The sequence below is a fragment of the Pseudomonas sp. FH4 genome, from assembly GCF_000510915.2.
In the GTDB taxonomy this organism is placed as follows: domain Bacteria; phylum Pseudomonadota; class Gammaproteobacteria; order Pseudomonadales; family Pseudomonadaceae; genus Aquipseudomonas; species Aquipseudomonas brenneri.
The window spans coordinates 191,456-211,901 of sequence record NZ_AOHN01000019.1 but is presented as its reverse complement, the minus strand read 5'-3'; the positions used below and the strand labels follow the sequence as shown (position 1 = coordinate 211,901).

At 60.3% G+C, this 20,446-nt stretch carries 17 protein-coding genes; 7 read left to right on the top strand and 10 right to left on the bottom strand.

What is annotated here, in order from left to right:
* Positions 1–238: 238 nt before the first annotated feature.
* On the top strand, positions 239–1,051 hold the full coding sequence (locus H097_RS14320) for a class I SAM-dependent methyltransferase (protein ID WP_032860503.1): 813 nt from the start codon (positions 239–241) through the stop codon (positions 1,049–1,051).
* A gap of 127 nt (positions 1,052–1,178) precedes the next feature.
* Here the strand turns inward: H097_RS14320 and H097_RS14315 are convergent, their stop codons facing one another.
* On the bottom strand, positions 1,179–1,589 hold the full coding sequence (locus H097_RS14315; protein WP_050593367.1) for a TIGR03067 domain-containing protein: 411 nt from the start codon (positions 1,587–1,589) through the stop codon (positions 1,179–1,181).
* Positions 1,590–1,984: 395 nt separating this feature from the next.
* Here H097_RS14315 and H097_RS14310 point away from each other — a divergent pair, with 395 nt between their 5' ends.
* The 4 genes from H097_RS14310 (at position 1,985) to H097_RS14295 (ending at position 6,161) form a co-directional block, all read left to right on the top strand.
* Positions 1,985–3,328 (top strand): Wzz/FepE/Etk N-terminal domain-containing protein, encoded by a 1,344-nt coding sequence (locus H097_RS14310; RefSeq protein WP_032860501.1) that lies wholly within the window; start codon positions 1,985–1,987, stop codon positions 3,326–3,328.
* 279 nt (positions 3,329–3,607) lie between these two features.
* Positions 3,608–4,507, top strand: a complete 900-nt coding sequence (gene lpxO / locus H097_RS14305) for a lipid A hydroxylase LpxO (protein WP_032860500.1) — start codon at positions 3,608–3,610, stop codon at positions 4,505–4,507.
* Between the two features lie 159 nt (positions 4,508–4,666).
* Positions 4,667–4,984, top strand: coding sequence for a hypothetical protein (locus H097_RS14300; RefSeq protein ID WP_032860498.1), 318 nt, complete (start codon positions 4,667–4,669; stop codon positions 4,982–4,984).
* 19 nt (positions 4,985–5,003) lie between these two features.
* A complete protein-coding gene (locus H097_RS14295; RefSeq protein ID WP_032860497.1) occupies positions 5,004–6,161 on the top strand; it encodes a PQQ-dependent sugar dehydrogenase in 1,158 nt (385 codons plus the stop codon).
* A 105-nt stretch (positions 6,162–6,266) separates the two neighbouring features.
* Here H097_RS14295 and H097_RS14290 read toward each other — a convergent pair whose 3' ends face one another.
* Positions 6,267–6,746, bottom strand: coding sequence for a nuclear transport factor 2 family protein (locus H097_RS14290; RefSeq protein WP_032860495.1), 480 nt, complete (start codon positions 6,744–6,746; stop codon positions 6,267–6,269).
* Between the two features lie 32 nt (positions 6,747–6,778).
* Complete coding sequence (locus tag H097_RS14285; protein ID WP_032860493.1) at positions 6,779–7,342, bottom strand: TetR/AcrR family transcriptional regulator; 564 nt, start codon at positions 7,340–7,342, stop codon at positions 6,779–6,781.
* Between the two features lie 125 nt (positions 7,343–7,467).
* Between H097_RS14285 and pssA the strand changes: the two genes are divergently transcribed.
* A complete protein-coding gene (gene pssA / locus H097_RS14280; RefSeq protein ID WP_032860491.1) occupies positions 7,468–8,811 on the top strand; it encodes a CDP-diacylglycerol--serine O-phosphatidyltransferase in 1,344 nt (447 codons plus the stop codon).
* On the opposite strand, the gene H097_RS14275 is transcribed toward pssA, so the two are convergent.
* The 5 genes from H097_RS14275 to efeU all read right to left on the bottom strand — a co-directional run bounded on the left by H097_RS14275 (position 8,808) and on the right by efeU (position 14,445).
* Positions 8,808–10,010: an MFS transporter gene (locus H097_RS14275; RefSeq protein ID WP_032860490.1), complete on the bottom strand. Its 1,203-nt coding sequence runs from the start codon at positions 10,008–10,010 to the stop codon at positions 8,808–8,810. The genes pssA and H097_RS14275 overlap by 4 nt on opposite strands.
* A gap of 245 nt (positions 10,011–10,255) precedes the next feature.
* A complete protein-coding gene (gene efeO / locus H097_RS14270; protein WP_032860489.1) occupies positions 10,256–11,074 on the bottom strand; it encodes an iron uptake system protein EfeO in 819 nt (272 codons plus the stop codon).
* A 27-nt stretch (positions 11,075–11,101) separates the two neighbouring features.
* Positions 11,102–12,391, bottom strand: coding sequence for an iron uptake transporter deferrochelatase/peroxidase subunit (gene efeB, locus H097_RS14265; RefSeq protein ID WP_032860488.1), 1,290 nt, complete (start codon positions 12,389–12,391; stop codon positions 11,102–11,104).
* Positions 12,392–12,405: 14 nt separating this feature from the next.
* On the bottom strand, positions 12,406–13,533 hold the full coding sequence (efeO, locus tag H097_RS14260; protein ID WP_156356804.1) for an iron uptake system protein EfeO: 1,128 nt from the start codon (positions 13,531–13,533) through the stop codon (positions 12,406–12,408).
* Positions 13,534–13,611: 78 nt separating this feature from the next.
* Positions 13,612–14,445 carry an iron uptake transporter permease EfeU gene (gene efeU, locus H097_RS14255; RefSeq protein ID WP_032860486.1) on the bottom strand — a complete coding sequence of 278 codons (834 nt, stop codon included), beginning with the start codon at positions 14,443–14,445 and terminating at the stop codon, positions 13,612–13,614.
* A 201-nt stretch (positions 14,446–14,646) separates the two neighbouring features.
* On the opposite strand from efeU, the gene H097_RS14250 reads away from it, so the two are divergent.
* Positions 14,647–15,654, top strand: a complete 1,008-nt coding sequence (locus H097_RS14250) for an AraC family transcriptional regulator (RefSeq protein WP_032860484.1) — start codon at positions 14,647–14,649, stop codon at positions 15,652–15,654.
* Between the two features lie 197 nt (positions 15,655–15,851).
* Here H097_RS14250 and H097_RS14245 read toward each other — a convergent pair whose 3' ends face one another.
* On the bottom strand, positions 15,852–17,267 hold the full coding sequence (locus H097_RS14245) for a TolC family protein (RefSeq protein ID WP_032860483.1): 1,416 nt from the start codon (positions 17,265–17,267) through the stop codon (positions 15,852–15,854).
* Positions 17,264–20,443, bottom strand: a complete 3,180-nt coding sequence (locus tag H097_RS14240; RefSeq protein ID WP_032860482.1) for an efflux RND transporter permease subunit — start codon at positions 20,441–20,443, stop codon at positions 17,264–17,266. Before H097_RS14240 ends, H097_RS14245 begins: the two co-directional genes overlap by 4 nt.
* Between the last annotated feature and the right edge of the window lie 3 nt (positions 20,444–20,446).

Here is a 20,446-nt window from a genome sequence, read left to right as displayed (position 1 = left end):
GCGATAAATTCTACAAAATTCATCGAGTTGTATCGAAATTGTATTGATTGTCCGATACACGGTTGATAACAGTTGAACATCCAATGGCTGTGGATTAAGTTTTCAGCGTTCGCCCTGCAGTGATGGCTCTTTACCGGTTCAAGGATGGCGAGGCTATCGGTGCGGGGCGAACTACCTTCTGTTTTCTGACGGCGCTCATTGCCATCCTGTCGCGCACGTTCAATGGTTTGGAGACGCAATGGACACGCTGTCTGCTCAACAGGCTATCGCCAGTAACAAGGCGGCCTGGAACGAATCCGCCGAACTGCATAAAGCTACCGATCACTGGCAAAGCCTGCTGGCTGCTGTTGGCGAGCCTGGCTTCAACTGCCTGGACCCCACGCTGACCGCGCTGTTGCTACAGGTCGGTGTCAAGGGCCGGGATGCGGTGCAACTGGGCTGCAATAACGGTCGTGAGAGCCTCTCACTGTATGGCCTTGGCGCCAATAGCGTGGTCGGGGTCGATCAGTCCGATGCGTTTCTGGCACAGGCGGCGCAGTTGGCCAGCCGGTCACCTCATTCGCCTGAGTTTATCGAAGCCGATATTCATCATTTGCCCGAGCGCCTGCAAGGGCGGTTTGACCTCGCCCTGATCACCATCGGCGTACTGAGCTGGATGCCGGATATCGCGCTGTTCATGCGCCATGTTGCCAGCACCCTGAAAGAAGGGGGCACGCTGGTGATCTACGAGACCCATCCGTTCCTGGAGGTGTTCGACCCCGAAGCGGCCAATCCAATGCTACCGGTCACCTCGTATTTTCGCCGCGAGCCTTTTGTGCAGCACGAGGCAATTGTCTACGAGGGGGCGAGCAATAGTGCAGTCGCGGCGTCTTACTGGTTTGTATACACCCTTGGGGAGATTGTCAGCGCGGCCATCGCGGCAGGGTTGCAGATCAGCCATTTGCAGGAGTACCCGCACTCCAATCGCGAAGAGCTCTACGATCAATACGAGAACCAGTCGGCGCAGTTGCCGATGTGCTACACGCTGACAGCCATCAAGCGCTCGGCCTGAAGGCAAAAAAAGGCCCGCTGGGGCGGCGGGCCGAGGGATTCATCAGAGGAGTTGGGTTTAACCTACCGCGCTAAACGTGAAGAGTTTGTGAAAACCTTGTCGCAAAAACGCATGCAGCCTGATCCTCTCAAACCCTGCGCACGAACGTGCGCATTGTCTGCCCGGGTGTCGTACTAAAACGAACCGGTCGTGGCATGCCTTCATCCGCCGCAATAAAAACAAACTGGTCATTATCCAGTGTGTAGCTCGCGGGCAGTTGTTTGCCGGCGTCGGCCCCTATGGCGTCTATCCAGGTGATGCTTTTGGGCGTGGTGGTGGCGTCAAGGGTAAAACGCCCCTTGAGTAATACCTTGCCGTCCAGGGTCGTGACCCGGAATTGATTACCGTCAATCGTGGTTAGCGCACCAGGCGCACTGTGTTCGTCCGGCGGGTTGGCGATGCCGCTGTCTTCGAGGGCGATTTGCTCCCAGGTACCTTGCAGGGCCTGTTTGTCCACTTCGCAAGGGCTCGCCGTGGAGTCACATAAGGTCGATGACATGAAAAGGTCCTTTGGTTGATCGGGCATACAGGTCGGACTCATTCTCAGTCAAAACTAATTTTTAAAATAATCAATTAACCAATTTCGCGAGAAATGTCTCAAGAATATGTAGTTATGGAACTTTTCCCGTCATCAGAAACAATTTTGACATATCGTAAGGACGATGTAGGTCGATATGTCGTCTACGCTGATAATTCCATGTCTGACATTGATCTCGCTGCAAGGAAAACAATCTTCAGGGTGTAGGGATTTTTTCAGTGGCTGCATGGTCAGATGGCAGTTGCCTCGTGTCGTATCAGCCTGGCTCAGGGCGTTGTCCCTGCATTTTCAGTTGGTTATTCAGATCTGTTGTGTAGTGGGCCGCCCGCGTCCACTTTTTGAAGGGTGTCCCCATTTTGAATAGAACTCCCCAGGTGCAAGCTTCCGTGGTGTCTGATGAAATTGATTTATTTGACCTGTTCCACTCGATCTGGCGGCAAAAAAAACTGGTAATCGGCTGTACGCTTTTTGCAGGTGTCTTGGGTGTGGGTTATGCGCTGTTTGCGCCCCGCGAATATCAGGTCAGCAGCGTGCTGCGGCCGGCAGCTATCAATGAGTTGGATGCGCTCAATCGTTCCGAGGTCTACAAGCTGCCGCCGACGGACGCGCTGGCCAAAGTGGGCGCACAACTGGATTCGTACGACGCGCGACTGAGCTTCTTCAAGGCCAACCCGACATTGTTCCAGGCGTTTCAGGAACCGGGGCGCAGCCTTGAGCAGAATTTCGAAGCGTTCAACCGCAATTCGATCAAGCTGATCTTGCCTGACGCGAAGAAAGCGGACTCCCTGAGCAGCTATATTCGTCTCGAACTGCAATATCCCTCGGACATGGACGGCGTCGCGATACTCAACGGTTTTGTCGACTATGCCATTGCCGCAGAGCGCGAGCAGGTGGGCGCCGATCTCAAGGTGATCGTCAACAACCGCCTCACCGAGCTCAAAGGCAAGATTGATGCGGCGCGCGCCAATTACGACACCGACAAGGAGTCAAAAATCGCCAAGCTGCTGGAGGGCGACAAGCTCAAGCGCGCGCAGCTTGAAGATGAACTCAGTGCCCTGCGCCTGCAGATGAAAATGCAGCGCTCCAATCGCCTGGCCGAGTTGAGCGAAGCCATCTCGATTGCCAAATCCATGGGCATCAAGAACCCGACTACACCTTCGTCCATGGCCGATGCAGGGCGCAGCGGTTCCAGCCAGGTGATGCGCACCGAGGTCAACAACCAGCAGATCCCCTTGTACTTTCTCGGTACTGAGGCTCTTGAGGCCGAGCGCACGGCCCTGCAGCAGCGTACCAGTGATGACTTCACCAACAGCCGTATCGCGGAAATCGGCAAGGAACTGCAGTTACTGGAGGTCAATCGCCAGGTCGAAGTCATGAAGCGGCGGGGCAATGAAGATATTTTCCTGCAGGATGTCGAGCCCTTGCGTGCTGAAGTGGCGCGCCTGCGTGGCCTGAATATCGACATGAGCGCCTTGAAACTGGTGACGATTGACCGGCGTGCCCAAGAGCCACTGAGCCCGGTCAAACCGAAGAAAGCCCTGGTGGTTGCGTTGAGCCTGGTGGGTGGTTTGTTGCTGGGGATATTCATTGCGCTGGCTCGTCATCTGGTCCTGACGCACCGCAAGACAGTCGCATATTCCGCCCTGGAAGATGACCGTTTTACCCGGCGTGAACGCAAGGATGACCAGCCATTGGGCTGAGGCAAACCGCTCCTTTCCCGGGCGGCATCGCAGCCCGGCATACCCGCCACCGCACTTTCGAGGTGGCGCGGCTACACAGTTGGAAGACACCTTTTCACAATTCTTAGTTAACCTTTGGTTACAATCTATGGCTAAAATAACTGCCATTGGCCACTATGCGAATGGTCTCCAAGACACTCGTGGGCCTGTTAATGAATTGTGATTTCAGGTGCTGCATTTTCCCTCCCTGGCCCGGCCTGGAGGAGCAGCCTGTACTCTTCTGACATGTGACGAATTCCCGTGAAACTCATCATTGTTGCTCTCTACGTTGTCTCCATTGCGTATGTACACCTGCGTGGCCGGGTGCGACATAAGCTGGGCCGTCAATTAAGCGACCACTCGACCTTTCTCGCACCGGTCAATTGCTTCCTCTACCTGTTCTCCAAGTTGCCTGCCCGCCCGTACCTTTCGCCCAGCGACTTTCCCGACCTGAGCCCACTGCAGGCGCATTGGCAGGAGATCCGCGAGGAAGGCCAGAACCTGATGCGGGCCGGGGAGATCAAGCGTTCAGACCAATACAACGATGTGGGCTTCAACTCGTTTTTCAAATCGGGCTGGAAGCGTTTCTACCTCAAGTGGTACGGCGACAGTCATCCGTCGGCCATGAAGCTGTGCCCGCGCACCACCGAGCTGGTGCAGAGTATCGGTTCGATCAAGGCCGCAATGTTTGCCGAACTGCCGCCAGGCTCCAAGCTGGTCCGCCATCGTGACCCCTATGCCGGCTCCTATCGCTACCACCTGGGGTTGGATACACCCAACGATCCGGGCTGCTACATCAATGTGGACGGTGAGAACTATTACTGGCGCGACGGCGAGGCGGTGATGTTCGATGAGACGTACATCCACTACGCCGAAAACACCACGGCGCAGAACCGCATCATTTTGTTCTGCGATATTGAACGGCCGATGAAGTATCGCTGGGCGGCAGCGTTCAATCGCTGGTTCAGCCGCAACGTCATGGCAGCCGCCGGCTCGCCCAATGATGCCGGGGACAAGACCGGTGGACTGAACCGTGCCTTTACCCGCCTGTACAAGATCCGCCTGCGGGGCAAGGAACTGAAAAAGCGTAACCGCACCCGTTACTACCTGGAAAAGTGGGCGATCTTCGCCGGCCTGGCAGTGATTTTCGTGTTGATCTGAGGTTCAGTCCTTTCAAGGGCGAGTACGGAGCTGGGCTGCATCAGGGGTGTTGGAAAAGCCGTGTTACACCTGCCTGGAAACTATTGGGTTACCAAAGCCGAACCCAGCGCGTAGCGTGGTATCGAATGCAGGTATTCCTCGCCCCAGAGAAACTTTGTCATGAACAGTCGCTCGCGTAGCCTTTTGGTGCTGTTCCTGGGCCTTGCCTTGAGTGGTGGGGCGCAGGCGCAGAACCTGCCCGGCAACAACAATCCATACAACAGCCCGATCAAACGAGCCAATCCCAACAGCATGCAGGGCACACAACCCAATACGCCTGCCACTCGCGGCACCTATACCGCGCCAGTGCCTCGGCCGCCGACCCTGGAAAACGGTGGCATCGGCAATCGCTATCCGCAGCGTGATGTTACTCCCGCCCGTCCTGCCACCCAACCTTCAGCCCCGACCCGAGATGCCAATGGCAATCGCCGGCCCTGAACGAAAGGAATTCCACAGTATGTTTCTACGCCAAGCCTTTTTAGCGACCTGCTGTGCCAGTGCCCTGGCAACGGCGTTTCCCGCGTTTGCCGCCGATACCCGGCAGTTCCCCAGCGAACAAGGCAGCATCACCGCGACCCCGATTGTCAGTGGCCTGGACCATCCATGGGCAGTGGCGTTTTTGCCGGACAAGCAGGGCTTCCTGGTCACCGAGCGCCCTGGTGCGCTGCGCTTTGTGAGTGCTGACGGCAAATTGTCTGCGCCGCTCAGTGGTGTGCCGCAAGTGTGGGCCAAGGGGCAGGGCGGTTTACTGGATGTGGTGCTGTCGCCTGATTTCAAGCAAGACCGGATGGTCTACTTGTCCTACGCCGAAGGTGGCGGCAAGGGCGGTACGGCCGGCACCGCGGTAGGACGCGGGCGCCTGAGTGAGGACTTGAGCGGCTTGAAGGACTTCCAGGTGATCCTGCGCCAGGAGCCCAAGCTGTCGACCAGCAATCACTTCGGTTCGCGCCTGGTGTTTGACCGGGATGGCTACCTGTTTGTGACCCTGGGCGAGAACAATGACCGCCCCACGGCCCAGGATCTGGACAAACTGCAAGGCAAGGTCGTGCGTATCTACCCGGATGGCCGGGTGCCGGATGACAACCCATTTGTCGGTCAGCCAGGGGCTAGGCCGGAGATCTGGTCCTATGGCCAGCGCAATCCACAAGGTGCGGCGCTCAATCCCTGGACCGGCACACTTTGGGAAAATGAACATGGCCCGCGCGGCGGCGATGAAATCAACATCATCGAGCGTGGCAAGAACTACGGCTGGCCACTGGCGACCCACGGCATCAACTATTCCTTGCTGCCGATTCCCGAGGCCCAAGGCAAGACGGCCGAAGGCACCGTCGGCCCCCACCATGTGTGGGAAAAGTCACCGGCCATCAGCGGCATGGCGTTCTACGACGCCGACCGCTTCAAGGCCTGGCAGCACAACCTGTTCATCGGCGCGTTGGCCAGCCAGGAGTTGATCCGCTTGCAGATCGATGGCGACAAGGTAGTACACGAAGAACGCCTGCTGGGTGAGTTAAAGGCACGCATCCGCGATGTGCGCCAAGGCCCGGATGGTTTCCTGTATGTGCTGACGGATGAGGCTGATGGTGTGTTGTATCAGGTCGCGCTGAAGCAGGATTGACGGCCATTGTAGGTGCTGGCTTGCCAGCGATGAACGTTAACGCTCACGCTGGCTACCTGACACACCACGGTGTTCTTGCTGACCTCATCGCCGGCAAGCCGTCTCCTACAACCCCAGCTCGGACAGCCCTGGATGCTCGTCCGGGCGCCGTCCCAGCGGCCAATGGAATTTGCGTTCGCTTTCCTTGATCGGCATGTCATTGATGCACGCATGCCGGTTGGACATCAGGCCGTCCTGGTCAAACTCCCAGTTCTCGTTGCCGTAGGAGCGGAACCAGTTGCCGGAATCGTCGTGCCATTCATAGGCATAACGCACGGCGATGCGGTTGCCGGTAAAGGCCCACAATTCCTTGATCAAGCGGTAGTCCAGCTCCCGGGCCCATTTGCGGGTGAGGAAGTCCTTGGCTTGTTCGCGGCTGTGGGCGAATTCGGCGCGGTTACGCCACTGCGTGTCCAGGGTGTAGGCCAGTGACACGCGCTGCGGGTCGCGGGAGTTCCAGCCGTCTTCGGCGAGGCGGATCTTTTCAATGGCCGATTGTTCGGTAAAGGGCGGCAAGGGCGGACGCACTTGTGCATTAGCGGTCATTTGACTGCTCCTTTGGAATGTTAGTCGTTAATTCAAAGTGCCAATAACAATTGCGCCATGCATTGCGCATTATCAGCGGCGGTGACATCGCCCATTATCAAGGCGATGGTAATGGCGCCATCGACCAGGATCAGCAGTTGCGCGGCCTGTTGTTCCGGGGTCGGGGTGCCATGTGCGTTACACAGTTCAAGCAGGTATTCGAACAGTTTCTGTTTGTGTGCCCTGGCCAGTAAACGTACCGGGTCTTGCGGGTTACCGGTCTCGCCGCTGGTGTTGATAAAGGCACAGCCGCGAAAGTCGGCGGAGCCGAACCAGGTCTTGAGTGCGCTGAACACGCCAAGCAAGCGGGCGCCGCTGCCAGCGTATTGCTCGACCTCACTGCGCAGCCACTGCAGCCAACGTTCGTCGCGACGTTGCAGGGCGGCGATCACCAGTTCGTCCTTATTGGCGAAGTAGCGGTAAATGCTTTTCCTGGAGACACCGGCGGTTTTCACCAACAGATCCATACCGGTGGCCGCGATGCCGTGCCGGTAGATCAACTTTTCGGTGACGTCCAGGATAATGTCGCGGGTTTCACTGCTGGTCATTTCGTTCATGTCACAAACAGTAGAACGATCGTTCTTCTTGGTCAATAATTTATTTTAAGTGCCCAGTGGGCAGACCTGGGCACCCCCCATGGTGTAAGCTCTCGGGCTCTTCGGATTCGATCATTGCGAGCCCTATGCCGTCGTTCTTCAAACGTTCCCTGTTGCCCAAGTTGCGCGGTTTCCCCCTGGCCACCGACGCGATCGAGGTGCTGTCCGGCGCCGCCGAGTTTCGCCGTTGCCTGCTGGAGAAAATCGCCCAGGCCCAACACCGTATCTACATCGTCGCTTTGTACCTGCAACAGGACGAAGCGGGGCAAGAGGTGTTTGACGCGCTGCATGCCGCCAAGGCAGCACGGCCCGGGCTGGATATCGTGGTGATGGTTGACTGGCTGCGGGCCCAGCGCGGGCTGATCGGTGCGGGCAAGCAGCCAGGCAACAGCGCCTGGTACCAGGCGATGACCCAGTCACACTCGACGCAAGTACCGGTGTACGGCGTGCCGGTGCAGACCCGCGAGCTGTTTGGCGTGCTGCATCTAAAGGGCTTTGTGATCGATGACAGCGTGCTGTATAGCGGCGCCAGTCTCAATAATGTGTATTTGCACAAGTTCGACAAATATCGCTTCGATCGCTATCACCTGATCCACAACAAACCATTGGCCGACTCCATGCAGCACCTGGTGGAGCACGGCCTGGTCGCCTCCAAGGCGGTGCACCGTCTCGACCTGCCCAACCTGCCCACCACTCGTAGCCTGCGCAATGACATCGGCGACTTGCGCAGCCGGCTCAAGCACGCGACCTATGACACCACGGCCGGCCAGGCTGGCATTGGCGGGTTGTCGGTCAGCCCGCTGCTGGGGGTGGGCAAGAACAACCCGCTGAGTCGGGTGATCTGCGAGTTGATCGCCAGCGCCCAGCAGCAGTTGACCATCTGCACCCCGTATTTCAACCTGCCGCTGCCGGTCACCCGGGAAATCAATCGTGCGCTGGCCCGTGGGGTGAAGATCGACATCATCGTTGGCGACAAGACGGCCAACGACTTCTACATCCCGCCCAGCGAGCCGTTCAGGATCATCGCTGCGCTGCCCTACCTCTACGAAATCAGCCTGCGCCGCTTTGCCAAGCGCCATCAGCGCATGATCGACAGCGGTCTGCTCAACCTGCACCTGTGGCACGACGGGGACAACACCTACCACCTCAAGGGCATGTGGGTCGACGCGCGCTATACCTTGCTCACCGGCAACAACCTCAACCCCCGGGCCTTCCGCCTGGACCTGGAAAACGCCTTGCTCATCGACGATCCCCAGGGCCAGTGGCTTGCGCCGCGGGGGCGCGAGCTTGAGGAGATTTTCCGGCACACCACGCGGATCCAGGGCTACCAACAGTTGCAGACGCTGGTGGATTACCCCGAAGCCGTTGGCAAGTTCCTGCGTCGGGTCAGTCGGGTACGGGTCGAGCGCTTGCTGTATCGGATCCTCTAGCGGCGCGGTGCTGGCCAGAGCGCTATGAGCAGCAGCAGGGCGGCGGCGACCAGGTAGGGCAGCCGTGGTTCGATGGCATAGATCAGGGTCCCGGCCAGTGGCCCGACCACTACGCCCAAGCCTTGCGCCGCACCGACTGAGCCGGCAGTGGCACCTTGTTCCGAGGCTTCCACCGCGTTGGCCGCCAGTGCGGCGAACGACGGGAAGATCCAGCCCATGCCCGCTGCCGAGACGAAGAAACACAGCCAGAGAATCCACGCCGTATCCGCGAACATGCTGCCGGCAAAGCCCAGTGCCGAGACAATGGCGCCGACGCGGATCATCCGCAGCGGTGGCCATTCGAGTTTGCGCACCAGCAATTGCGAGCAGATCAACGCCAGGCCCACCATCGTCAGGGCAATCCCGGCGGTTTGTGCGGCGTCGGCGGGGTTCATCTTCAGGCGGTCCAGGGCAAAAAAACCTACGGTGATCTGGGCGATGGATACACACAGCATGGCGGCAAATGCCACCACCAATGGGCGCCGCAAGCGCGGGTCCGAGAGGTTGACGGCCTTGGGCGGTTGCTTGAGATGCAGTTCCTGGCGCGGCAGTTTCACCAGCAACACCAAAAAGCCCAGCATGGGCAGCAGCGCCATCGCATAAAACGGCAGGCTCAGGCTGTAGCGGGCCAGCAGCGCTGCAATTGCCGGGCCCAGTACCAGGCCGCAGGCGTTTGCCGCTCCGAGCGAGGCCATGGCCTTGGCGCGGTGGGCCGGCTCGATATTGTCCGCGATCAGCGCATAGCCCCCCACCGGGATCGCGGCGTAGAACACCCCGATCAACCCGCGCCCCAACACCAGCCCGATAAAAGCCAGCATGGCCGAGGGCAGCAGTTGCAGGGAGGCGTCGATAAACACACACAGCGCCCAGTACGCCAGGGTGAAACCACCGGTACCCAACAGCAGCACTCGCCGCCGCCCCAGGCGATCACTGGCCTGGCCCCAGGGCCGCGCCAGCAGCATCCAGATCACCCCGGACACGGTCACCGCCGCACCCGCTTGCCAGGTCGCCAGCCCCAGCACCCTGGCGATGGGGCCGATCAGCGAGACAAACGCCATCATCGCCATGGTGCAGGCCATGTTGGCGATCAACAGGGGGCGCAGGTTGAATGACGTTGGGGTGGGCAAGGCAGCATCAATGCTGGCGGCCGAATCGGGCATGGGAAATCTTCCGTGAGTGGGATCGATTAAACGTTATAGGTAAGACGGTTAAACGCAAAGCGCGATTAGCGGCAATGATGAAGATCTACAGCTGCTCTGCGCCCTAATGCCGATCAGTAAGCGAAGATCAAATGTGGGAACGGGCTTGCTCGCGAAAGCAGTGGGTCAGTCAACATCAATGTTTGCTGGGCCGACGCCTTCGCGAGCAAGCCCGCTCCCATAGGGGGGATGCCTAAGTCTTTCTGTCAGTTCAGGCCCAGCTTGCCACGCAGGGTCGACAGGTCTTCGGCCAGGGTGTTGACCGGGCCGACCAGGGCCTTGCGGTCATTTTCCTTGACCTTGTCATAGGTTTCAAAGCCGCCATCGGCCGTCTTGTATTTGGCCAGGATCGTGTCCACCGAGGCAAAGTTCTTGTCGACCTTGGCCAAAAACGCCTTGTCCTGTTGCTCAATCTGTCCGCGGAACAGGTCGACGATCTTTTTCGCCCCGTCGATATTGCCCTGGAAGTCATACAGGTCGGTGTGGCTGTAGCGGTCTTCTTCGCCGGAGATCTTGGTAGCGGCCACTTCTTCGAGCAGTGCGGCAGCACCGCCGACGACTTTTTCCGGCGGGAAGGTCAGGCCGGCGACGCGGGTTTGCAGGTCTTTGACGTCCTTGTTCAAACCATCGGCCAGGACGCCCAGGCCCTGGGTGCTGTTCTCGGCAAACAGGCTGTATTCAATGCGGTGGAAACCGGTGAAGTCCTCGGCCTTCACGCCTTTTTCGTGATCGTCGACCCGTGAGTCGATCGCGGCATCGAGGTCGCTGAACAACTCGGCGATCGGCTCGATGGCTTCATAGTGCACGCGGGTGGGCGCGTAGAGTTTTTTCGCGGTGGCCAGGTCGCCTTTTTTCACCGCGTCGGTGAAGGCCTGGGTCTGGGTCACCAGCTCATCGATCTTGTCGGTGACATAGATCTTGTAGTCCGAAACCGGGCCCACCAGATCCAGGGGCGCCGTCGCAGCCATAGCCGCGAGTGGAGAAAGGGTCAACAACAACGACAACGCAAGAGACGACTTTTTCATGGGGCGGTTTCCGCTGTGGAGTGGGGTTCAAGTGTTGGCAGTGGCTTGCAGCAACGTGCGGCCGATGAAGTCCTGCGGCCCGGTGATGCCCGGCAGGGTGAAGAAGTAGCCGCCGCCCACTGGCTTGAGGTACTCCTCCAGGGGCTCGCCATTGAGCCGGGTTTGTACGGCGATAAAGCCTTTCTCCAGGTCCGCCTGATAGCAGATAAACAACAGGCCCATGTCCAACTGGCCGTTCTTGTTCACCCCGTTGGAGTAGTTGAAGGGCCGGCGCAGGATCAGGCTGGCCTGGGTCGCGGCGGTGCGCGGGTTGGCCAGGCGGATATGCGCATCGAGCTTGGTCAGTTTGCCTTCTGGATCCTGGCCGTAGTCCGGCACCTGGGTTTCGCTCTGACCGCCCATGGGCGCGCCGCTGGTCTTGATCCGGCCGATGATGCTTTCCTGTTCCTGCAACGGCGTGCGGTCCCAGCGCTCGACGAAATTGCGGATGATCCGCACCGCCTGGTAGCTGCCATTGGCGGCCCAGGCCGGTTCGTCACTGCCCGGCTGCACCCACACAATCTGGTCCATGGCCTGTCTGTCGTTGGAATCAGGGTTGGCCGAGCCGTCACGAAAGCCGAGGAAGTTACGCGCACTTTGCGCCGGCTCGCCAGTACGGGCAGGGGCCTGGGGCGGCACGCTGCCTTCCTGTTTCCAGCGCACCAGCAGCAGGTCCGGCAGGTTTTTCACAATATCGCGCAGGGCGTGGATATTGGTGTCGGGGGTGTTGGAGCTCAACTGCAGGCTCAAGTCTCCATGGCACTGCGCAGGGTCCAGCGCATCATTGGGGAAGCCGATCATGCGGCTCAGGCGCCTTGGCTTGGCGCCTGCCAGCCCGAAACGCTCATCGAACAGCGACTCACCCACCGACACGGTAATCGTCAGGTTGTCCGGGGTGACCACCGGGCCGAGGATGCCGGAGTCGGTGGGCGGCAGTTTTGGATCGACCTGTGGCACCGTACCGCCGGTCATCAGGAAACCAATGCGCTCGTTGAGGGTGCGAAACAGCCGCTCCAGGTCCTCGCGATCGCTGGCCAACACATCGAACGCCACCAGCATGCCGCAGGCCGGGCGTGGGGTGACGATGCCGCTCTGGTGCTTGCCGTGGAAGGCATGATGGTCCTGGGTTTTCTCGCTGCTGGGCGCGGTGGTGACCTGGGCCGCGCCGGCCGCCAGCGCCGGGCAACTGAGGCTGCTGCCGGCAATCGCCGCACCAGTGGCGGCCATGCCCAGCAACACACGGCGGCGCTGGGCGTTGAACTGTTCTGAATCACTCATCTATTCGGTCGTCTTCACTGAAGGCCAGAGAGGCCAAGGGCTGGGTCGATTCCATCGAGTGCGGCGGCCAGAGCCTTGGCCTTGTCGGCGATCTGCTGGCGCTGATCGGCGGTAACGCTGTCATAGGTACGGTAGTGGCCATCGACCTTCAGGCCGTCGAGTTGCGCCGCGAAGGTGCTGATCGCGCTATCGATCCCCGGCAACAGGTCGGCGGCGGACTTGGCCAGTAGCGGTCGCATCAGGTCTACCACCTTGCGCGCCACTTCAAGGTTGGCGGCAAAACCATTGAGATCGAGGTGGCTGTAGCGTTCTTCTTCGCCACTGGCGGCGCGCACGTCGGCCAGGCTGTTGAGGTTGCGCACCACGATGCTCACCAACTGCTCGGGCGGCAGCGACTGCGCCAGCAATTGCTGCTTGAGGGTGGTGACATCGTTCACCAGGCGCTGGGCAATCGGCGTCAGGCCGTCGAGGCTGTGTTGCGCGAACAGGCCGTATTCCAGGCGATGGAAGCCGCTGAAGGCTGGGTCCTGTTCGCGTCTTTCGAAGTAATCGGCGCGGGCGTTGATCGCGTTGTCCAGCTCGGCCAGGCGCTGGGCCGCCGGGGCCAGGTGCTGGTAAGCCTCGCGTGCCGGCAGGTACAGGGCCTGGGCTTGCGTCAGGTCGCCAGCAATCATCGCCTGCTCCAGGGCCGTGACGGCTTTGATCAAGGCGCCACTTTGGCTGCTCAGATACACGCGAAACTCTGACAGCGGGCCGATAAAGGCCACCATCGACGGCTTGGCTTTGGCCTGGGCGTCGGACTCGGCGGTGGGTGTTACATGCAGGGTGCCGCGCGGGTTGCTCAACAGGCCACAAGTAATGGCGTAGTCGCCCGGCAGCAGGTTGGCGTTGATCACCTGGCTCAGGCCCGGGGCGATGTTTTCACGCTCTTCGACGACCAGTACGCCGTCGAGGATCTCCCACTCAACCGCGCGATCCGAACGGTTGATGATGCGAAAACTCGCGCGACCGGCCGGTACTGTCAGGGCATTGGGTTCGCAGGCGTGAGCGTGGATGATCACGGCAATTTCATTGTGATTGATCTGACGCTTGGCGGCGGCCAATTGCGAGGCGTAGTAGAACAGGCCACCGGCGGCGATCATCACGATCACCGAGCCGGCTAACGCCCAACGCAAGGCGCGGGGTGGCGAGGCGGGAGCTTGGTTTGGCAAGGGACAACCTTACTGGCTGGAGACGGAAGAGGGGTTGGCTGGCGCGGCGGGCATGATGAACATCAGCAACGCCAGCACCAGGTAAATCAGATAGGCGCCCAGGGTGCTGACGGTCGGCGCGTCCTGATAGCCAAACATGCCGGCCAGCACCGAACCCAGCGGGCCATCCACTGGCAGGGTTGCGCTGAAATCGAACAGTACGTTTTGCAGGTGGTTCCACACCCCGGCTTCATGCAGGGCCTGCACCGAATTGGCGAGGATGCCGGCGGCCACCACCAGGATGAACAGCCCGGTCCAGCGAAAGAACGCAGCGAGGTTCAGGCGCATGCTACCGCTGTAGATCAGGAACCCCACGACAATCGCCAGCACCAGGCCGAGCAGGGCACCGATGGGCGCAGCCGGGCCTTCGCTCTGCTGGAACACGGCCAGGAGGAAGAACACCGTTTCCAGGCCTTCGCGGGCCACGGCGAAAAACACCATGGCGATCAGCGCGATCACCTGATTGCGCGAGCCCGCCAAGGCATGATCCAGGGATTGGTGCAGGGAGTGCTTGATCGAGCGTGCGACCTTGCGCATCCAGAACACCATGGAACTGAGGATGGCCACGGCCACCAGGCCGACAATGCCTTCGAACAGCTCTTGCTGCTTTTGCGGGAACTCGGCGCTGACCAGCTCCAGGCCGCCACCGACCAGCAGGGCCAGGGCGGCGGCGAGAAACACGCCAATCCATACGGCCGGCATCCACTGGCCACGGCCGGTCTGTTGCAAGTAGCTGGCGATGATGCCAACGATCAAGGCGGCTTCAATGCCTTCGCGCAACATGATGAGAAAGGGGACGAGCATCGGACACCGCAACGTAATTAGTTAGGGTGCTAAGTTGTAACATAATGATACTCATTACTAAACAGAGGATCTTGACGTTTTCTGAACGCTGCCTGAACAGAGTTTCATAGCCCGGCGGCTACGGTGAGTGACGTTAATTTGAGTTCCTCACAAGCCAACACGCTCCTACAATGGCCGACTTACAAGATTGAGCCCTGGACCATGTCGGAAAAAGACACCATCTCTATCCATCTGGTGCATGAAGCGCTGTTGCAGAGCTGCGCCCCCGGTGCGGCGACGCGCGAGGCGCTGGTCAAGGTCGGGATTGATCCGGTTTTGCTGGAGCAGCCTGATGCCAGGGTCCCGGCGTTGGCTTATGCACGGCTGTGGCGTTTGCTGGCACGGCGCAGGGATGACGAATTCTTTGGCATGGACCCGCGCAAGCTCAAATCCGGCAGTCTGGAATTCCTCTGCCGTGCGTCCATGGCCCAGCCGACCCTGGCCGACGCCCTGCAAACCGGCCTGAGCTTCCTCTCGCTGATGCTGGAAAACCTGCCCGCCGAACTGGTGCGCCAACAAAGCCTGGCAGAAATCGTATTGCTGGAACCCGAAACAGAACCGCGCCGGGCGTTCACCTATTTTTGCTACTGGATGATCGTCCACGGCGTCGCCTGCTGGCTGGCCGGGCGGCGCATTCCGATCCTGGCCATCGAGTTGCGGGGGGCGCAGCCAGGGTTTTGTGACGATTACCAGGTGATGTTTTCCGACAACCTGCGCTTCGACCGGCCCCGTACCCGGATGATCTTCTCGGCCGACTGCCTCGACCTGCCGATCAAGCGCAGCCCCGAGGAACTCAAGCGCTTTCTGGCCCAGGCGCCGGCCAATATTCTGGTCAAGTACCGCGATCCGGACAGCCTGGCAATGCGCATCAAGCATGACCTGCGCCAACGCCCGGCCCAACACTGGCCGGAAACCGAAAGCCTGGCCCACGACCTGTGCATGTCCGCGTCTACCCTGCGCCGGCGCCTGGCCGAAGAAGGGCAGACCTACCAGGGCCTCAAGGACAGCGTGCGCAAGGAGCTGGCGGTTGTCTGGCTGGCCGAGGCTGATATCAGCTTCGCCGAGATCGCCAGCCGCCTGGGCTTTGCTGATGTGAGTTCGTTCTACAAAGCCTTTCGCAAGTGGTCGGGGTCCAATCCCGGGCACTACCGCAGCTTGATCCTGACTTAAGTCAATTACTGTAGGAGCGAGCTTGCTCGCGAAAAACGTTAACGATAACGGGGCGCGCAGGGCGAACGCGGCGCTCTCAAGTTTTTCGCGAGCAAGCTCGCTCCTACCCGATAAGCAGGCCAAAAAAAGCCCCGTGACCGAATGGACCACGGGGCTAAAAATTGGCTGGATGCGACCAACCAAAGGAGCTCTTTACTTCACTTGAGGCTGGCGACCGTTGTCTCTGGCTGCCAACCGCCACCCAGCGCCTTGTAGATCGCCACGATGCCGCGATACAGGTCCACTTCGGCCAGGGCCTGGGCGTCTTCGGCGAGCAGGCGCTCGCGCTGGGCGTCGAGTAGCACGAGGAAGTCGGCAGTGCCTTCGCGGTAGCGAATCTCGGCCAGGTCGGCTGCTGCACGGCTCGACTCGCTCTGGCGGATCAGCGAGACCAGGCGTTGCTGGCGTTTGCCGTAGTCGCTGAATGCGTTCTCGGATTCTTCCAATGCCAGCAATACTTGCTGCTCGTAAGTCGCCAGGGCGCCGTCGGCTTCGGCGTCGGCACCGCGCAAACGGGCGCGCACGCTGCCCAGGTCAAAGGCGGCCCAGGTGATGCTCGGGCCCAGGGCCCAGGCATTGGCGGCGGATGAGCCGATCTGCGAGCCACGGCCAGCGGTAAAGCCGAGGAAGCCACTGAGGCTGACCCGTGGAAACAGGTCGGCCTTGGCTACGCCGATACGCGCGGTAGCGGCTGCCAGTCTGCGCTCGGCGCTGAGAATGTCCGGGCGCCGTTGCAGCAATTGCCCCGGATCACCAATCGGCAAGGCCTTGGCAATTGCCGGCAGGTTGGCCGGGCTCAGGTCCACCGTGAGTGTGTCCGGGCGCTGGCCGAGCAGGGTGGCGATGCGGTTGCGTTCGCGCACTTGTTCGGCCTGCAATTGCGGCACGCTGGCTTCGACCGCCGCCAGGCGCGCATCGGCACGTACCACGTCCAGTTGGTCGCCGACGCCGGCATCGCGCAGGCTTTCGGTGATGGTGCGCGAGTCTTGCTGGTTCTTCAGGTTGGCCAGGGCGATTTTTTCCCGCAGTTGCGCACCGCGCAGTTGCCCGTAGGCATCCACCAATTCGGCAATCAGGCTGACTTGCAGTTGATAGAGGTCGGCTTCGGCGGCCTGCTGGTCGGCGTCGCTGGCTTCCAGGTTGCGCTGGATGCGGCCAAACAGGTCCAGCTCCCAGGCCATGTCCAGGCCCAGGTCATAGCGTTCGCTATTGACCCGGCGTGTGCTCTGGCCAGGGATCTGGCCCTTGGCCAAATCGCTGCTGACGCGGCTGGTGATGGTGGGCATCGCGTCATTACTGGCGTCATCACGAATCGCCCGGGCGGCCCGCAGGCGGGCAAATGCAACGCGCAAATCGCGGTTGCCTTGCAACGATTGCGTCACCAACTGGTTGAGCGTCGGATCTTCGAACTGCTGCCACCAGATACCTTCGAACTTGGCGTGGTCGTATTGCTTGGCATCGGCGGCGGCCGTGATAGTGGCCGCCTCCAGCTGCTGGGCTTTATAGTCCGGGCCGACGGTACAGGCGCTGAGCGCCAATACCAGCAGGCTCGGCATGAACACTTTCACACTCATTGCTGTGTCTCCAGCTTCAAGGCCTTGGCCGCTTTGCGCGCATCGCTGCGCTCCACATAGCGGCGGATCAACACGTAGAACACCGGCGTCAGCAACAGGCCGAAGAAGGTCACCCCGATCATCCCGGAGAACACCGCCACACCCATGGCGTGGCGCATCTCGGCACCGGCACCGCTGGAGAGCACCAGGGGCACCACGCCCATGATGAAGGCGAACGAGGTCATCAGAATCGGCCGCAGACGCAGGCGGCAGGCTTCCAGCACCGCAGCCAGCGGGTCGAGGCCTTCTTCCTGCTTATCCTTGGCGAATTCGACGATCAGAATCGCGTTCTTACAGGCCAGTCCCACCAGTACGATCAAGCCGATCTGGGTAAAGATGTTGTTGTCGCCACCGGACAGAATCACCCCGGTAATAGCCGACAGCAGAGTCATCGGTACGATCAGGATCACCGCCAATGGCAAGCTCCAGCTTTCGTATTGGGCGGCCAGTACCAGGAACGCCAGCAGTACGCAGAGCGGGAACACGAACAGCGCGGTATTGCCCGAGAGGATTTGCTGATACGTCAGGTCAGTCCACTCGTAGGTCATGCCGTTGGGCAGTTCTTCCTTGAGCAGTTTCTCGATCGCCGCTTGCGCCTGGCCCGAGCTGTAGCCGGGGGCGGCGTTACCGTTGATCTCGGCGGTGATAAAGCCGTTGTAGTGCATCACGCGGTCCGGCCCCGAGGTGTCGCTGACCTTGATAAAGGTCGCCAGCGGGATCATCTCGCCCCTGTTGTTGCGCACTTTCAGCTGGCCGATCTGCTCGTCTTCAAGGCGGAACTGCTGCTCGGCCTGGACGTTGACCTGATAAGTACGGCCAAAGCGGTTGAAGTCGTTGGCATACAGCGAACCCAGGTAGATCTGCAGGGTGTCGAAGATGTCGCTGATCGCCACGCCATGGGTCTTGGCCTTTTCACGGTCGATAGCGGCATCGACCTGGGGCACGTTGACCGTGTAGCTGGTAAACAGGCCGAACAGTTCCGGTACGTTGTGGCTCTTGGTGATGATGTTCTGTACTTCTTTGTACAGTTCCTCATAGCCCAGGTTGCCGCGGTCTTCGACTTGCAGGCGGAACCCGCCAATGGTGCCCAGGCCCTGTACCGGCGGCGGCGGGAAGATCGCCATGTAGGCTTCCTGGATATCGGCGTACTTGCCGTTCAGGGCACCGGCGATTTCACCAGCGGACATGCCCACGGCCTTGCGCTCGTCAAACGGCTTCAAGGTCACGAACACGATGCCGCTGTTGGGGCTGTTGGTAAAACCGTTGATCGACAGGCCAGGGAAGGCCACGGCACTTTCGACACCCGGTTGCTTGAGGGCGATATCCGACATGCGCTTGATCACGTCTTCGGTGCGATCCAGGCTGGCAGCGTCCGGCAGTTGGGCGAAGGCCACCAGGTATTGCTTGTCCTGGGCCGGGACGAAACCGGTCGGGGTGTGGGCAAAACCGAACCAGGTCAGCACCATCAGGCCAGCGTACAGGAACAGCGCAATGCCGCTGCCGCGGATTACCCGGCGCACGGTGCTGACGTAGCCACCACTGGCGCGTTCGAAGAAGCGGTTGAACGGGCGGAACAACCAGCCGCCAAACACCTTGTCGAGGACCTTGGAGAAACGATCCTTCGGCGCATCATGGCTGCGCAGCAACACGGCGGCCAGGGCAGGGGACAAGGTCAGGGAATTGAAGGCCGAGATCACGGTGGAGATCGCGATGGTCAAGGCGAACTGCTTGTAGAACTGCCCGGTCAGGCCGCTGATAAAGGCTGCCGGAATGAACACCGCACACAACACCAACGCCGTGGCAATGATCGGCCCGGTCACTTCGCTCATGGCTTTTTCGGTGGCCGGGAATGGTTCCAGGCCCAGCTCGATATTACGTTCGACGTTCTCCACCACCACGATGGCGTCGTCGACCACGATGCCGATGGCCAATACCAGGCCAAACAGCGACAGGGCATTGAGCGAGAAGCCGAACAGGTGCATCACCGCAAAGGTACCGATCAACGATACCGGCACCGCTACCAACGGAATGATCGAGGCACGCCAGGTCTGTAGGAACAGAATCACCACCAGCACCACCAGGATCAGTGCTTCGAACAGGGTGTGTACCACGGCCTCGATGGAGCCACGCACGAAGATGGTCGGGTCATAGACGATGCTGAAGTCCATGCCTTCGGGGAAGCTCTTTTTCAGCTCCGCCATCTTGTCGCGTACTTCATTGGAGATCTGGATCGCGTTGGAGCCAGGGCGCTGGAAGATCGGGAGCGCCACCGCCGGCTGGTTATTGAGCAGCGAACGCAAGGCGTATTGGCTGGAACCCAGCTCGACCCGGGCAATGTCCTTGAGGCGGGTGATTTCACCGTTATCGCCTGCGCGGATAATGATGTTCTCAAACTCTTCCTCGGTGACCAGGCGTCCCTGGGTGTTGACCGACAACTGGAAGCTGGTGGCCGTTGGCGCAGGCGGTGCGCCGAGGGCACCGGCCGCTACCTGGCGGTTCTGCTCGCGAATCGCGGTCACCACATCGGTGGCGGTCAGGTTGCGTGAAGCGGTCTTGTTCGGGTCCAGCCAGACGCGCAATGAGTAGTCGCCCATGCCGAACAACTGCACATCACCGACACCGCCCAGGCGCGCCAGCTCATCCTTGATATTGAGGATGGCGTAGTTGGACAGGTAGAGCATGTCGTAACGCTGATCCGGCGAGGTCAAGTGCACCACCATGGTCAGGTCGGGGGAGGCCTTGTCCACGGTAATACCAATGCGCGTCACTTCTTCCGGCAGCTTGGGTTGGGTGCGGGTCACCCGGTTCTGCACCTGCACCTGCGCGTTATCCAGGTCGGTGCCCAGGGCGAAGGTGATGGTCAAGGTGATCTTGCCGTCGGCGGTCGATTGCGAGGACATGTAGAGCATGTTCTCGACACCGGTGATCGCTTGTTCCAACGGCGCGGCCACGGTTTCACCGATGACTTTGGGGTTGGCGCCCGGGAAGCTGGCCCGTACGACAACGGTCGGCGGCACCACTTCCGGGTATTCACTGATTGGTAACTGGAACAGCGAGATCGCGCCGGCGATCAGGATCAGCAGCGACAACACTGCTGCGAAGATCGGCCGCGAAATGAAGAACTTGGAGAAATTCATCTT

Coding starts and splice junctions, on each gene's coding strand:
- pssA (WP_032860491.1), top strand. CDS start 7,468: ATGCCGTCGTTCTTCAAACGTTCCCTGTTGCCCAAGTTGCGCGGTTTC.
- H097_RS14275 (WP_032860490.1), bottom strand. CDS start 10,010: ATGCCCGATTCGGCCGCCAGCATTGATGCTGCCTTGCCCACCCCAACG.
- efeO (WP_032860489.1), bottom strand. CDS start 11,074: ATGAAAAAGTCGTCTCTTGCGTTGTCGTTGTTGTTGACCCTTTCTCCA.
- H097_RS14240 (WP_032860482.1), bottom strand. CDS start 20,443: ATGAATTTCTCCAAGTTCTTCATTTCGCGGCCGATCTTCGCAGCAGTG.
- H097_RS14295 (WP_032860497.1), top strand. CDS start 5,004: ATGTTTCTACGCCAAGCCTTTTTAGCGACCTGCTGTGCCAGTGCCCTG.
- H097_RS14250 (WP_032860484.1), top strand. CDS start 14,647: ATGTCGGAAAAAGACACCATCTCTATCCATCTGGTGCATGAAGCGCTG.
- efeO (WP_156356804.1), bottom strand. CDS start 13,533: ATGATCGCCGCCGGTGGCCTGTTCTACTACGCCTCGCAATTGGCCGCC.
- H097_RS14315 (WP_050593367.1), bottom strand. CDS start 1,589: ATGTCATCGACCTTATGTGACTCCACGGCGAGCCCTTGCGAAGTGGAC.
- efeB (WP_032860488.1), bottom strand. CDS start 12,391: ATGAGTGATTCAGAACAGTTCAACGCCCAGCGCCGCCGTGTGTTGCTG.
- efeU (WP_032860486.1), bottom strand. CDS start 14,445: ATGCTCGTCCCCTTTCTCATCATGTTGCGCGAAGGCATTGAAGCCGCC.
- H097_RS14245 (WP_032860483.1), bottom strand. CDS start 17,267: ATGAGTGTGAAAGTGTTCATGCCGAGCCTGCTGGTATTGGCGCTCAGC.
- H097_RS14300 (WP_032860498.1), top strand. CDS start 4,667: ATGAACAGTCGCTCGCGTAGCCTTTTGGTGCTGTTCCTGGGCCTTGCC.
- H097_RS14290 (WP_032860495.1), bottom strand. CDS start 6,746: ATGACCGCTAATGCACAAGTGCGTCCGCCCTTGCCGCCCTTTACCGAA.
- H097_RS14320 (WP_032860503.1), top strand. CDS start 239: ATGGACACGCTGTCTGCTCAACAGGCTATCGCCAGTAACAAGGCGGCC.
- H097_RS14285 (WP_032860493.1), bottom strand. CDS start 7,342: ATGAACGAAATGACCAGCAGTGAAACCCGCGACATTATCCTGGACGTC.